Origin of the sequence: Colwellia sp. BRX10-4, assembly GCF_014077465.1 — a bacterium.
In the GTDB taxonomy this organism is placed as follows: Bacteria; Pseudomonadota; Gammaproteobacteria; order Enterobacterales; family Alteromonadaceae; genus Colwellia_A.
The window spans coordinates 107,764-122,839 of record NZ_JACGVZ010000003.1; the positions used below are offsets into that span (position 1 = coordinate 107,764).

The window sequence follows — 15,076 nt, forward strand, 5'->3', positions numbered from 1 at the left end:
GTTTTAACTTTTCTAAGTTGCCGACAGGCAAGTATACTGCTGACAATGGTGTAGATACTCGAAACATCTTAGTCGCTATTGGTAAGGGCAGTAATGTTGATTTTACAGAAGTTTCTGAAATTATCTCTATTGTGGGTAATTCTTTAGTTAGTATCGATACCACATCGGTAGAATCGACTTCAGTCTTTACTGCTGAGCAAATAGACTTATTACCGGTAGCAAGAGATTTGACATCAGTTGCTTTGTTAGCCCCTGGAGCAACAGCAGGTGATTCTGGTTTAGGAAATGGTAATACGGCCTCTTTTGGTGGTTCGTCAATTGCTGAAAATGGTTATTTTATTAATGGTTTCGATGTTACTAATATTCGTAACTTTACCTCTTTTGCTGACCTTCTTTATGATGCTGTTTCACAGCAACAAGTTCGCACCGGTGGTTATGGCGCAGAATACGGTCGTTCATTAGGTGGCGTTGTTAGTTTAGTAACTAAACGTGGTTCAAATGAATGGAAATTTGGTGGCTCAATTGAATCTACGCCAGCAAGTTTTAGAGAAGATGGCAAAGATGTTACTTCTCGCGATCCTGATTTAGAATACTCTAACCGTTATTCTTCATTCCGCTCAGCTAATGAATTTGACTCTTTATCCTATAATGCCTATGCATCAGGCGCTATTGTAGAAGATAAACTATTCTTTTTTGGCTTATTTGAAGGCCAAGATGATGAAAGCAATACCTTTGGTAAACAAACAAGTGGGACAATGAAAGACGACTCACCAATGTACTTGTTAAAGCTTGATTGGAATATCTCAGACGACCATTTATTAGAGATGACTTACATCGATAATGAAGAAACACAAGAATTTACCTCATACAGTAACCCTGAAGATATGTATTACACTGGAACTCATGGTGAAGCTGCTGACCCTTATGAGATCACCAAAGGTGGCGATGTTACTATCATTAACTATACCAGATTTTTAACTGATGATTTCTCAGTAAGTGTTCTTTGGGGCAACATGACCAATGAACTAGAAACGCGTAACCCTGATATCGGCCCTGGCGCTGAATGTGAGTTAGTATTCGATTGCCGTGAAACACCTTCAAGTTCACAAAGCATTGGTTGTTGGGGTATTGCTCAAGGCCAAAGTACTGTGCCTGAAGCTGGGATCGCTTCTGATACTGATGAACGCGACTCTTTACGTTTAGGCGCAGAATGGATTCTAGGTGAACATACACTTCGTGTCGGTTATGACCAAGAGAAATTTACCTCGACTAAACGAGGCACTACTTTTACAGGTGGCGAATACTGGCGCTGGCATGTAGCTCAAGATGTTGACGGAGCAGGCGGACAAAGTGTCAATGGCGCATTTGTGACAGCAGGTGACGAATATATTCGCCATAGAGAAAGTAATACGGGTTCTGCTTCTTATGAAGTTGAAAACACAGCATTTTATATAGAAGACACTTGGCAAGTTACTGATGAGTGGATGGTATACTTAGGTTTGCGTTCAGAAGGCTTTGAAAACCGCAACGGTGATGGCGATTCATTTGTTAAATCTGACAGTGAATTGGCGCCGCGTTTGGGCTTCTCTTGGGATATGGATGGCGATGGTAACAAAAAACTTTTCGGTACGGCCGGACGTTACTTTATGCCAATCGCGGCTAATACAAATATTCGTGCTGCAGGCACTGAATGGAGCTATGAAGAGTACTTTTATGTAGACAGTGCTGATGAAAATCCAATCACTGCTGCTCCTGATAAAGTGGGCGACGCTATTGGTACAAGAAACTCTAACGGTGATGAGAAAGCGCCTGATTCAAGAACCGTAGCGGCAACAAACTTAAAACCTATGCATCAAGATGAATTTATTCTTGGCTATCAACAGCAGGTTGATGACTGGATTTTAGGTGCGAAGGCTATTTACCGTGAAGTTAAAGATGGCATGGATGATTACTGTTCTCATCAGCCATTTATCGATTATGCAACAGACAATGGTTATAATGATTTTGATTATAAATCAATGGCTGGCTGTATGATGATGAACCCAGGTAATGATTTTTCTATTGCGCTGGATCTTAACAATGACGGTAATTACGAGGTAGAAAGTGTTCCTAAAGAATACTTTGGCCTAGAAAAATACAAACGTACTTATAAAGCTTTAGAATTCACTTTCGAGAAGCCTTTTGCTGACGGTTGGTTCTTGCAGGGCTCTTATACTTTAGCTAAAAGTGAAGGTAACTCAGAAGGTTATGTTAACTCAACTCTAGAGCAAGATGATGCAGGTTTAACACAAGGCATTGATAATGCATTATTTCAAGATGGTGCCTATGGTGCTTTACCCAATGATCGTCGTCACACTTTTAAAGCTTTTGGTGCATACCAAGTTAATGATGAGACTTCAGTATCTGTTAATTTCAGTTTACAATCTGGTCGTCCAAGAAACTGTGTTGGTTTTATTTCACTTGACGAACTTAGAGATGAGTTAGGTGTTGATGCTGGCGGTTTAGCTAATTACGGTGCTTCATCGTTTTACTGTGGTGGTGTATTAGGTAGTCGTGGCGATCAAGGCCGTACTCCATGGGTTAAAAATGTTGACCTAGGTTTAACGTATAAGCCGGAATATGTTGATGGCTTAACCGTGAAAGTCAATGTTAGAAATGCCTTTAACTTTCAAGAAGTCACTGAATACAATAAAACAGGTGACGTAGGCTCGGCTTCATCGAGACTGCCTAACCCTAACTATACGACACCGGTAAACTACCAAGCTCCACGTAGAATTACATTGACTGCTCGTTATAGTTTCTAATTAAATAGTAAAGTTAAACATACTTAAATTAGCCAAGCCGTTCAGGTAAACTGAGCGGCTTTTTTATAGGTGAGTTTAGCCATTTTTTGCTATTACATTAAAGCATTAAGGGAGAAGCCCCGGACCGCCTTGGTTTTCAACAGTATCAAAAGAACAAAACGAATTAGCAGGTATTTCACCTTTAAATCTAGGGTCCCATTATGATGGAAATGAGGGATTAAAACGTGCGTTTTTTTGGTAAACGTGAGGCTAAATGGGGAGGTAGTTAAGTGCTCATTTTGCTAAAGTGAACAACATTGACGCGCATGCTGTCGCTTATAAGTGCACGGCTATTTGTCATAGTACTTACGCAATATTGAATTTAAGGTTACGCTATGCTTTTTTACACTATATATATTAAGAGGTAATGCTTTGCTACAGCGGACTTTATATTTATTGCGCCATGGTGAAATTGCTACACCGGGTATTTTAGCCGGTAAAACAGATGTCGCACTTTCTGAAAATGGCTTGCAACAGCTGTGGGACGTTAGCCAAAAATTACCTGAGATATCCTTTTGTATCAGTTCGCCTCTGCAACGTTGTCAGGTGTTTGCCAAAGCATACTCATTAAAATACAGCATTAATCTTCAATTAAGCGATAACCTTAAAGAAATGAATTTTGGTGATTGGGATGGGCAAACCTATCAAGCCTTGTGGCAGATAAAAGCCAGTGCTGTGCAGCCTTCACTGGGTGATTTTTGGCAAAATCCTTGGCAGCATGCTGTGCCTAATGGTGAAGCTATGGCTGATTTTGCCAAGCGTGTCGATACTTGGTGGCAAGAATGGCTCGCAGACGCACCCGAGGGGAATACCTTAGTGGTTGCGCATGGCGGTGTTATCAAACACTTAATTGCGCGCGTACTTAATTTGCCTATGCCAGGCACGGTTCATATGAGTCATATTGATATTCCTTATGCGGGGCTAGTTAAAGTTAATATTTATACTGATGATAGTGGCGTTGATTGGCCAAAAATAGTGTGGTGATAAGTTACCTTGATAAGTCAATGAGTTCGGTGTTATTGGCAATTAAAACTTGCTATTTTTAGTGAGCAGACGATAATCTCCACACAAAATTATATAACTCATTTTTAATGTGGGAATGTGGTGAAAAACCGCAACTGTACCCGCAACTGTAAAAGCCTTTTAGTGGTAGTTAATAACCATAAAGCTTAAGTCAGGATACCCATTAATTTAGAGTCATTTGCCTATCAAAATGACAGGCATAACCAACAAAGTCGAGCGGGTTTACTCGAACATTGTATTATCGACTCTTGCATTTTTAATAAACTAAGAGATTGATTGTGCTCTGTTTGCCGCTCCTTAAGTGTCAACAGTATGTGAGTAGCAATTTTTGAATAGTCGCAAGGATCAATCCTCATCAATAAATACCGCTAATACCGCATTGCTTTCAGTGCAGCACCTTTCTTGGCATGCCGACAGCCAGCTTATTTTAGATGATATTTCTTTCACCATTGAAAAAGGCAGTTTTACTGGTATTTTAGGGCCTAATGGAGCAGGAAAGTCTAGCTTACTTCGCTGCTTATATCGTTATGTAAAACCCGATTCTGGTTTGGTAAAATTTAATCAAAAAGATATTTGGCAAAAGTACGACGCCTATCAATATGCGCAAGATATCGCTGTAGTTTTACAAGAAACACCCACCCATTTTAACTTAACTGTTCATGACGTTGTTGCGCTCGGTTTATTGCCACACAAAGGTCTATTTACCCGTGAACAAGCCAGCGACCGACTCAAGATAGACCGTGCTATTAAGCAGGTTGGCTTAGTGGATAAAAATTTACAAAATTTTGAACATTTATCTGGTGGAGAAAAACAACGCGCACTTATAGCTCGTGCTATCGTACAAACGCCCAGCTTACTTATTATGGACGAGCCAACCAGTCATCTTGATGTTCGCTACCAAATTCAGGTTATTGAATTAGCTAAATCGCTAGGCATCACGGTTATTGCGTCTTTTCATGACTTAAACCTTGCCAGTGCGATGTGCGATCAACTGCTGGTGTTAGATAAAGGCAAACTGGTTGAGCAAGGGTCACCACAAGCTGTGATCACCTCTGAGATGTTATCAAATGTATTTGGTGTTTGCGCGCAAGTCTCTCTTCATCCACAACATAAGGTTCCTCATATTTCTTATTTTTATGGCTACGATACTCAAGACAAAACGGCAGAAAGTAGAGCGTTACCTCATGTTTAAGGTCAATCATTCGGGGATTATTTTTCTGACCTTAGCTTTTGGTGTTATCAGCTTTATTGCGTCGTTATCTTTAGGTGCGGCAGATATCAGTTTTAGCGATGTTACTACGAGTCTACTGGCTAGTTTATCCGCAGATAAAGACGCTAGTGAGGTGATTTTTTATGAGCGTATTATTTGGGAATTACGCATGCCACGCGCTATTTTAGCGTTTTTAGCGGGGTGTGGCTTAGCGGTTTCTGGGCTGATTTTACAAACGGTAACGCGAAACCCCTTAGCCGACCCTTATCTTTTTGGTATTTCTTCAGGGGCTTCTTTAGGAGTCGTTATATCTATTGTTTTACTGGGCAGCACTATTTCTGTTGTAACACCTGTTGCGGCTTTTGCGGGCAGTTTAGTGGCGATGCTAATGTTGCTAATGATCTCTGGTCGTCGGCAAAGTCAACAAGTTGAATCTATGCTATTGGCTGGCGTAGCATTATCGTTTTTGTTTAGCTCGTTTACTAGCTTGTTACTTTATCATACCGATCCACAAGCGGTTACTGCGATATTATTTTGGACTATGGGCAGTTTTTCGCGTGCGCAATGGTCAATCTTATGGTTTCCCGCGGTCGTTATTATTAGCTGTGTCATTATGATGTTAGCGTATCGACGCCAGCTGAATGCAATGTTGTTAGGCGATGAAAGTGCGACAACCTTAGGTATTAATGTTAATCGCTTTCGCTTAGTGATGTTGGTACTGAGTTCACTGATCACCGCAACGTTAGTCTCTTTGTGCGGCGGTATAGGCTTTGTTGGCTTGATGATACCCCATATTGTACGATTTTTTGTTTCTCAAGGTACTGTTTTTGGCATTATGTTAACGGCTTTAGTCGGGGGTGTTTTTATGATTTGGGTGGATGTATTATCGAGAGTTGTATTAGAAAACCAAGAGCTACCCGTAGGTGTTATCACTTCTGCTTTGGGGAGCTTATTCTTTTTATCCTTGTTGTACTTTCGCAAAAATAAAGCTTAAAGGAGCTATTGATGAACTTTGCTATTAAAAAAGTAACTGATGTGTTTAATCAACAGATCCAGTCGACTATCGATGGAAAAACTAAACCACTCGGCGCATTAGGCCAACTAGAAGATACCGCTAAAATTATTGCCGCGGTGCAGTTATCAACAGTAAATACTGACCAACAATCATTGAGTATTAAACATCCTAGTTTATTTATATTTGCTGGTGATCACGGTGTTGCAGCGCAAGGTGTGTCTATTGCACCGAGTGAAGTGACCTCACAAATGGTTGCTAATTTTGCCAGCGGTGGCGCGGCGATCAATGTCTTTTGTAAGCAGCTTGGTTGGCAGCTAAGTGTGGTAGATACGGGGATTTTATCGCCAATTGATAATTGTTCAGGCGTTATCAATCAACGTTTAGGTAATATCACGGCACCGTTAAATATCGCATCAGCGATGAGTCTAGCGCAAGTTGAACTTGGTTTTGAAAAAGCGACTGCTTTGGTCAAATCAGTTCATGAAAAAGGCTGTAACTTAATTGCTTTTGGTGAAATGGGTATTGGTAACACCACTTCTGCCGCAGCTATTATGGCGGCTGTTATGGCTATTCCAGCCAGTGAATGTGTTGGTCGAGGTACTGGCGTTAGTGATGAAATAGTAAAAATAAAACAACAGGTCATTGAGCAAGCATTAGTGCTTCATCAAGGAAATCTAAACAGCCCTAAAGAAATTTTAGCGTCTTTAGGCGGTTTTGAAATCGTACAAATTACCGCCGCTATGTTAGCAGCGGCCGAACAAGAAATGCTTGTTGTTGTTGACGGTTTTATTTGTACTGCCGCCGCTATGCTCGCTATCAGCATTAATAAAAACGTTAAAGATTATATGATTTTTGCTCATTGCTCGGGTGAGCAAGGTCATCAAAAGATGCTTAGCCATTTGCAGGTTAAGCCGCTATTAAATTTAGGCTTACGCTTAGGGGAAGGCACAGGCGCTGCATTAGCACTGCCATTAATTCAGGCAGCTGCGGCTTTTTATAATGATATGGCAAGCTTTACTCAGGCGCAAGTGACTGATGTTACGGGTGCTAACACTAACAAAGCTGAAGATTAAATGACTAAGCAAACACGCTGGCAACAATGCCAACAACAATACTATTTGTTGTTACTTGCTTTAAGTTTTTTTACTCGTATACCGGTGCGTTTACCTGAGGTGGTAAAACCTGAAATGCTCCATCAAGCGAGCCGATATTTTGCCTTAATTGGTTTATTTATTGGTGTGATCACCGCCTCTACTTTAGTATTGTTGGCGAGCTTTTTACCCATTTCTTTAGCGGTACTCATTTCTATGGCAGTGAGCTTATTGCTTACCGGCGCTTTTCACGAAGATGGTTGGGCTGATGTTTGGGATGGCTTCGGTGGTGGTTGGACTGTTGAACAAAAGCTAAACATTATGAAAGATAGCCGTTTAGGGACTTATGGCGCAGCCAGCTTGTTTTTCATTTTAATGATCAAATATCAGAGTTTAGTGTTATTAAGTAGCCATAGCAGCAATCCTTTATTAGCACTTTCTGTGGCATTGATTATAGCGCATACCTTAAGCAGGGCCGTCAGTACCAGTTTAATCTTTAGCATGGCTTATGTCAGCGAAGATGCACAATCAAAAGTTAAACCTTTAGCGCAGCATTTATCTCTAAAAGGCTTGTTAATCTTATTAATCACCGCAGCGTTGGTGATATTTAGCTTATTACCAGCATTGCATTGTTTAGCACTAATAGGGGGCTTATGGGTAATGCGTCTTTTATTAATATTTTGGTTTAATCGTCAACTAGGCGGTTTTACTGGTGATTGTTTAGGAGCGGCGCAACAAATTTTAGAAGTGGCGGTTTATATTATTTTACTGGTCTTGGCATCTCCTGCGACAACATTTTTGACGGAGGCAGGCCTATGAAAATTAGTGATGCCAATACACTTCATTTAATTTTAGGCGGCGCACGCTCAGGAAAGTCGAGCCTCGCCGAAAGTATTGCCAAACAGGCTGAGTTAGCCGGGCTAACGATATGTTATCTCGCTACAGCACAAGCCCATGATGAAGAAATGAGCGCACGTATTTTACAGCACCAAGACGAGCGTCCTCAACATTGGCAACTGCTTGAGTCGCCTTTGTATTTAGCTGAGGCACTTCAACAAGCATTACAAAGCAGTGATTGTGTGCTGGTTGATTGCTTAACACTGTGGCTCAGTAATTGTTTGTGCCATCAAGATAGCGAGTTTTATCGCCAACAAAAGTCACTGTTTATCGAATTTATAACGCTTTTTATTAGTGATACCAGCACTTATCAATCAAAAAAACTTATTTTTGTTAGTAATGAGGTTGGGCATGGCATTGTGCCTATGGGCGAGCTGTCGCGACAATTTGTCGACCAAGCGGGTTGGCTGCATCAAAAACTGGCGACATTAGCTAAGCAAGTCGATTTTGTCATTGCTGGATTACCACTGACATTAAAAAGTGACGCGTTGATTAGTCAAATATCGGAACAACAAAACTAATGAAAACATTAATGGTGCAAGGCACCACCTCTGACGCTGGAAAGAGTACTTTGGTTGCTGGTTTATGCCGAGTATTTGTAAATTTAGGTTATAAAGTTGCACCGTTTAAGCCACAAAATATGGCTTTAAATAGTGCTGTTACTAGTGATGGTGGTGAAATTGGTCGGGCGCAAGCACTGCAAGCGGTTGCCGCAAAGATTGCCCCACGTGTTGATTTTAATCCGATATTACTTAAACCTAATAGCGATACAGGTGCACAAGTGATTGTTCATGGTCGAGCCATATCAAATATGGAGGCGACCAGCTACCACGACTATAAAAAAGTAGCGATGGACGCTGTCCTTGAATCACATCACCGTTTAGCGAAAGAGTTTCAGCTGCTAATGGTTGAAGGGGCTGGTAGCCCCGCAGAGATAAATTTACGCGCTAATGATATTGCTAATATGGGCTATGCCGAAGCCGTTGATTGTCCAGTGATCCTCGTTGCTGATATCGATCGGGGGGGTGTTTTTGCTCACTTAGTGGGAACACTCGAGCTATTATCACCTTCAGAGCAAAACCGCGTGGAAGGTTTTATTATTAATCGCTTTCGTGGAGACATTAACTTGTTAACGTCTGGACTTGATTGGTTAGAAGAGAAAACGGGTAAGCCAGTATTGGGGGTATTACCTTATTTACACGACTTAGCGCTTGACGCCGAAGATGCCGTTGCGATTGAAAATAAGGTTGAACAAGCCAAAATAAATATTGTTGTACCGTTATTACCGCACATAAGTAACCATACCGACTTTGATACGTTACGCTTGAACCCGGAAATAAATTTACGCTATGTTAAAATGGGCGAGCGGATAAACAATTGTGACTTAGTGATTTTACCCGGCAGTAAAAATGTTATTTTTGATCTGCAATTTCTTAAAGACCAAGATTGGCAAAGCGATATAGAACGTCATTTGCGCTACGGCGGTAAAGTGTTTGGTATTTGTGGTGGCTATCAAATGCTTGGGCAAACTATCAACGATCCTGAAGGTGTTGAGTCAACGATTGAGACGATAACCGGCTTAGGTTTACTCGAACTTACCACTGAATTAACCGCAGAAAAAAAATTAGCTCAAGTCTCTGCCACTATGACCTTGGGCAGTAAAAGTTGTCAGGTCAAAGGTTATGAAATTCATTGTGGTGTTTCTACCATGACGGCTATTGATAATAAAACCCCTGTGCCTCTGTTGCTCAATAAAAGTGACAATCAGACCAGCGATGGTTGTGTTTCAAATGATAATCAAATAGCGGGCACTTATCTACATGGTATTTTTGATGAAGGGGCTGCGACACAATTATTAGTTGACTGGTTAGACAGTAACAATGATATCCAGCAGACGATTAATCTTGATGAACACCGAGAGCAACAGCTTGAACGTTTGGCTAATGTTTGCCAGCAATACTTAAAAATATCAGCGATTGAAGATATTATTAACAACAGCAAAACGACCACACCCTAGTGCTTGAAAAGCGCCTCTTAAAAAGTAAAAGGCTTAATAGAATGACAAAAAAATTTATATCCTTCGCCGTAATAAGCTTATTACTGATAGTCATACCCAGTAAAAGTTTTGCTGAGCAATCGGCAAAGCGCATCGTTGCCTTAGCACCACATATTGTTGAAATGTTATTTGATATTGGTGCTGGCGATAAAATAGTCGGTGCGGTTGCCTATTCCGATTATCCTAAAGCGGCGCTAGATATTCCACGTGTTGGCAGCTATCACGGCATGCAAATAGAAAAATTACTGGCATTGAATCCTGATTTAGTTATTGTTTGGAAGTCAGGCAACTCGCAAAGTGACATTGATAAAATGAAACGTTTAGGACTAAAAATTGTTTTTAGTAATCCGCTAGATATTGCTGATGTTGCCACTGAATTACGTTATTTTGGCGGTTTAACTGGGCATCAACAGCAAGCAGAAAGTGTCGCGTTAGCTTATGAACAACGTTTAAAAAAATTACGGCTCGATAATAAAACTAAGCAAGCTATCCCCGTTTTTTATCAACTGTGGTCAGAGCCAATGATGACCATTAATGGCACAACCTGGATAAATCAATTAATTGAAGTGTGTCAGGGGGTGAATGTTTTTAAAGACAACCCGACGCCTTACCCAAAGATAAGCACGGAAAACGTTATTGTAGCCCAGCCGCACTTAATGATTTTACCGGATGAAAATTCAGATAAACCACAACCCATTATTGACTGGCAAAAATGGCCAGAAATACCCGCGGTGAAAAACAATAAGTTTATTCACGTTGATGCAGATTTATTGCATAGATTCAGTACCCGAATGTTAAGTGGTGTTGCAGATATGTGTGAAAAAATTGATCAGCAAAGATAGTGGTTCAATTTACTGAGCTGATTAATAATTTATCTATCAGCTCAGTAAATTAAAGGCTAAGCCAATGATAATTTTGCGCAGCCCCAGCAATGGTAATTAGCAGGGAAAGTCATGCTTATTACTGACCTTAATTTAAGTCCACTATGCTGTCATTACACGACTAGGTCTGATGAATTACACTTTTCATAATACATCGAGCTACTGAGTAATATCACCGCGGGTTATTCATCTTAAATGTCACAGTAATACAACAAAAAATACCTGCTGAGTTTAGCTACTGCATTAGTGCTGTAGACGTAATTTTTATGACTGTATTATAAGGTTCAACAGGTTATTGGCAGGCTAACAGCAAGAGACACTTGATATAACGTTAAATAAGGTCGTTCTCGTAGTAGTGGGTGAATGCAATTAAATCCGTTAATATTGCGCGTTAACCCACACTTAATATAGCACAGAGTAAAAATACAAAAAGGGCACATAAATATGTGCCCTAAATCAAATTACTTCTTAATGTCTTACCTTTAAGCGAATCTTATTCAATAAAGGCAATGGCAGATGGGTTTAATTCTGTTGCAAGTCTTGGAAATGCTTTAAGGTTAGTTTCAGTATTTATAACATCAACGCCTGGCTTCTCTGGATTGCTTACGCTAAGCCAAAGAAAGTTTGCAGCATCTAAAGCAATATAGCTAATTTGTTCAGTACCCGTAGCGGCTATCTTTTCATTAGCAATAACACCCGTTGTTGGGTTGAAGGTATATACTGTTGAAAGTTCATAATAACTTGGCGTAAAAAATGTTTCACTGGCAACAAAATAGCCTTTTGTTTCGGATACAACTACGCTTGAACCAATAAAAGCACCGGTATTATTTTCAATATCTGCAGCAGACAAAACACTACTCAAGTTATAATCACTTGTCGCTATCGCTTCGATGCGACTAGAGGTTAAATCAGCACTGCTATATGAGTTACGTGTTGTGACATAAACTGTATCTCCTTGACTCACTATACTATGATTCAGTGGGTTTAAGCCTTGAAGCGGAATACCTTTAAGATTATCATTTGCATCAGCATTTGTTTCAATCTCTTGGTCTGTCGCGGTATCAAAAACGGCTACATAAGCTTTGTTTGGTGAAAAAGAGTCAGATAAACGTTGCATAGCAATGAACAGCTTACCATCAGCAATTGTTGCTGAGGCAGGGTTTGGTGTGCCATTACTATTGTTATCAGCGATGTAGCTAGATAGATCTAATTGACCCAATTTGAAATCTTCAAATTGTGTTGCCTGAGGATTAACAATCCAAACTTTGTCTGAACCGTAACGTAAAAGATAAGCTTTGCTTTCATTGACTGACACTAAGTCATAGGGATTACGAGTATTTGAATCACCGGTATCTTGGGTTGTATATGACCAAACTTCTGTATCAAGGGCATCAGCATTATATTTTGAGATAGAATCAATGTTATAACGGCCAATGTGAAAAACGTCTTTATTATAGCTACGAACAGTATAGTCAGAGGCATCTTTAATATAATAGCCTTTAGTGACTTGCTCTGTAATTGGGTCTAAGGTCACAACTTCAGAGCCTGAAAAATCAGGTGCAACTGTTTGAACAACCGCGAATGATGGTGTGTCTTTCACATCACCGACACTCACTTGAATAGCCAATTCACCCGTTAAGTTCTTTTTACTGTCATCCGTTGCAACAATTGTGACGGCAAAAGGACCGACTTCACCGTTGTCAAAATCAGGAGCATCTATAAAGCTTAATTCACCACTTTGTGTGATGCTAAATAAAGCACCTGAATCACCTGTAAGTGAAAGTACTATAGCGTCTCCATCGGCATCAGTAGCACTATAGGTGCCAACAGACGTTGTGTTTTCTTCTATCGTTGGGCTACTTGCGCCAGTAACTATGGGTGCGACATTACTTTTTGAACTTCCGCCACAGCCAGCAAGAGCAACTGTGCCGAGTACTAAACTTAATGGTAATATGTGTTTTTTAAAGCGAGTTAACATTTAAAATCCTTTAATTGTGTATTTTATTTTTAAGCTGCGACCTTGCGATGTTCTATTCGCAAGATCTTGGTATTTATCGTTAAATAAATTATTGGCGGCAAAAGATATTCTATGTTTGCCTTTTTTCCAGTTGACTGAAAAATCTGATACGGTGCGATTGGCTGGATTACCATTACCTACATGACCGTTATTATTTTCAATTCTGTTAATGAGATTGAAGTACAAGTCTTTATCTTTACTTACTTTAAATGACATGTTCCATGCAGAATTCACCTTGTATTTCAACGCTATGCTGTACTGCTGATGATATATACCAGGTAGTTTCTTATTATTAAATGCGACAAATTTTGATGTGGTTTCACTGTCTATAATATTGGCTTGTAGCGCGAAGGATAATTGCGTTAACAATTGATAATTTGTTTGAATTTCAATGCCTAACAAGTCTGCATTGCTGACATTTCTATAGCTACCGACATTACTTGAGTTAAAAATGGCGACAATTGAATTTTCTAATTTTTGTTGGTAAATAGATGAAGATACAGACAGACTTTTGTAAAGGTACTGTCCACCTATTGAGAGTGTTTTTGCTTCTTCTGGCAATAAATTATCATTACCCTTAAAGGAGCCTCTATCACCAAATAATTCGTACAATGTCGGCGTTCTCACACCATTACTTAAGTTACTAGTAACTTTTAAATTACCTTGCTTAAAGCTTAACCCGACTTCAGTTGTCTGATAATTATCATTGGCTACAAACTTAGCTGCACTGGATTGATTAATCGCTATGTTTGAGTTTTTCTCTTGTAGGTTACTCAACAATGCATACGCTTCTATAGGGAGTGCCTCGGGTTGCCACTCAATGCGAGAGCCTATGTTGAGTTGTTCTTGTTTTGCTGAAATATCACATGACGCTATACCATTACATTGTGTTGGTTTTCCGTTGTGTTCGCTAACAGAGCTGAAATTCTGTTTATTAAAACTGACAAATGGCACTAGATTAAACTCGTTCCATGTAAGGTAAGGTTTAAAGCCGATATGTTTTTTTGTTGTTTCATAATCATTAATATCAAGTTTTATCGAGTCGGGACTTGAAATATAACGCTCATCTTTATTTTCAGCGTAGGCTTCAAATTCAATCGAATTTAACCAAGGTGATTTGCTTAACCATTGATGTTGATAGCTATAGCGTAAGTTGTCAGAGTTTAACGTTGAATTGTTTTCAGGGGAGTTGTTTTGGTAATTCGGCAGTGCTTTTTCTTGATCGTTATATTGTACATTGACTCTGATCTGATGTTGATTAAATTGGAATATGTCGTTTATAAAAAAAGACTTTTTTGTAAATTCATTATTTCTTAATGCTTGTCTATCAGACGTATCACTACGACTAAAGCCCGCTGGAACTATAAAATCGTAATCGTTGTCACTGTTAATATAATGACCACCAAAAGACAAGCTATGAGTTTTAAATGCTTTATTATAAAGCGCATTAACTTCTTGATAGCCAAATGAGCCTGTGGCCAAGGTTAATTTACTCGAGTCTTCGGTGGGGTTGTAAGTGTTAATGCGAATAACACCACCTATAGGGGTAGCGCCGGTACCAATCGCTTGATTTTTACTGATTTCAATACTTTCAATTTGTTCAGTGGGTATCTGGTTTAAATCAAAACCACCAAACTGGCTATCGTTAATAAGTTGACCATCAATATAAAGTTGTACCTGTTTACTACTCGACCCTCTAATTGAAACAGAGACAGGATTACCAATGCCACTTATTTGGCGAATTTGAATGCCATTTATCGACTGTAAAATATCGGCGAGAGTTTGCGATGAGTATATAAAGCTTTCGCGATGTAATACTTGATAATTGGGTGTATTAAATGACTGGTCATTAACAATTTCAATGACTTCTATATCATCAGTTGACACGTCTTCTAATTGCGCAAATACAGGCATCGCTATGAGTAAAAGAACAAAGATACTTCGTAAATAAGAAAAAATAATAACCTCAAAAAATTTTGAGGGAGGTACGGAAGGATCGTGACAACTAGCCATTGCTAATGTCATTAAATTCCGTAGCGCCCA

At 39.6% G+C, this 15,076-nt stretch carries 11 protein-coding genes and 1 riboswitch; of the genes, 9 read left to right on the top strand and 2 right to left on the bottom strand.

Annotated features, from left to right (window positions below):
* Positions 1-17 precede the first annotated feature (17 nt).
* From H4J67_RS04530 to H4J67_RS04570, 9 genes are all read left to right on the top strand, one after another.
* Positions 18-2,804, top strand: coding sequence for a TonB-dependent siderophore receptor (locus H4J67_RS04530; protein ID WP_182203000.1), 2,787 nt, complete (start codon positions 18-20; stop codon positions 2,802-2,804).
* Between the two features lie 411 nt (positions 2,805-3,215).
* On the top strand, positions 3,216-3,827 hold the full coding sequence (locus H4J67_RS04535) for a histidine phosphatase family protein (RefSeq protein ID WP_182175874.1): 612 nt from the start codon (positions 3,216-3,218) through the stop codon (positions 3,825-3,827).
* Between the two features lie 72 nt (positions 3,828-3,899).
* Positions 3,900-4,049: riboswitch (cobalamin riboswitch) on the top strand.
* Between the two features lie 145 nt (positions 4,050-4,194).
* The gene (locus H4J67_RS04540) at positions 4,195-5,058 is read left to right on the top strand and encodes an ABC transporter ATP-binding protein (protein WP_220463317.1); all 864 of its coding nucleotides are present in this window, start codon (positions 4,195-4,197) and stop codon (positions 5,056-5,058) included.
* Positions 5,051-6,070 carry an iron ABC transporter permease gene (locus H4J67_RS04545; RefSeq protein WP_182203002.1) on the top strand — a complete coding sequence of 340 codons (1,020 nt, stop codon included), beginning with the start codon at positions 5,051-5,053 and terminating at the stop codon, positions 6,068-6,070. The genes H4J67_RS04540 and H4J67_RS04545 overlap by 8 nt, the downstream gene beginning before the upstream one ends.
* Positions 6,071-6,081: 11 nt before the next feature.
* Positions 6,082-7,164 carry a nicotinate-nucleotide--dimethylbenzimidazole phosphoribosyltransferase gene (gene cobT / locus H4J67_RS04550; RefSeq protein WP_182203004.1) on the top strand — a complete coding sequence of 361 codons (1,083 nt, stop codon included), beginning with the start codon at positions 6,082-6,084 and terminating at the stop codon, positions 7,162-7,164.
* The gene (locus H4J67_RS04555) at positions 7,165-8,001 is read left to right on the top strand and encodes an adenosylcobinamide-GDP ribazoletransferase (RefSeq protein WP_182175871.1); all 837 of its coding nucleotides are present in this window, start codon (positions 7,165-7,167) and stop codon (positions 7,999-8,001) included.
* Positions 7,998-8,600 carry a bifunctional adenosylcobinamide kinase/adenosylcobinamide-phosphate guanylyltransferase gene (cobU, locus tag H4J67_RS04560; protein ID WP_182203006.1) on the top strand — a complete coding sequence of 201 codons (603 nt, stop codon included), beginning with the start codon at positions 7,998-8,000 and terminating at the stop codon, positions 8,598-8,600. The genes H4J67_RS04555 and cobU overlap by 4 nt, the downstream gene beginning before the upstream one ends.
* Entirely contained in the window at positions 8,600-10,096 is a 1,497-nt protein-coding gene (locus H4J67_RS04565; protein ID WP_182203008.1) for a cobyric acid synthase, read from the top strand. Before cobU ends, H4J67_RS04565 begins: the two co-directional genes overlap by 1 nt.
* Positions 10,097-10,137: 41 nt before the next feature.
* The gene (locus H4J67_RS04570; RefSeq protein ID WP_182175868.1) at positions 10,138-10,977 is read left to right on the top strand and encodes a cobalamin-binding protein; all 840 of its coding nucleotides are present in this window, start codon (positions 10,138-10,140) and stop codon (positions 10,975-10,977) included.
* A 532-nt stretch (positions 10,978-11,509) separates the two neighbouring features.
* Here H4J67_RS04570 and H4J67_RS04575 read toward each other — a convergent pair.
* Both H4J67_RS04575 and H4J67_RS04580 read right to left on the bottom strand, forming a co-directional pair.
* On the bottom strand, positions 11,510-12,994 hold the full coding sequence (locus tag H4J67_RS04575) for a cadherin repeat domain-containing protein (protein WP_182203010.1): 1,485 nt from the start codon (positions 12,992-12,994) through the stop codon (positions 11,510-11,512).
* A complete protein-coding gene (locus H4J67_RS04580; RefSeq protein ID WP_259368493.1) occupies positions 12,995-15,058 on the bottom strand; it encodes a TonB-dependent receptor in 2,064 nt (687 codons plus the stop codon).
* Positions 15,059-15,076 lie beyond the last annotated feature (18 nt).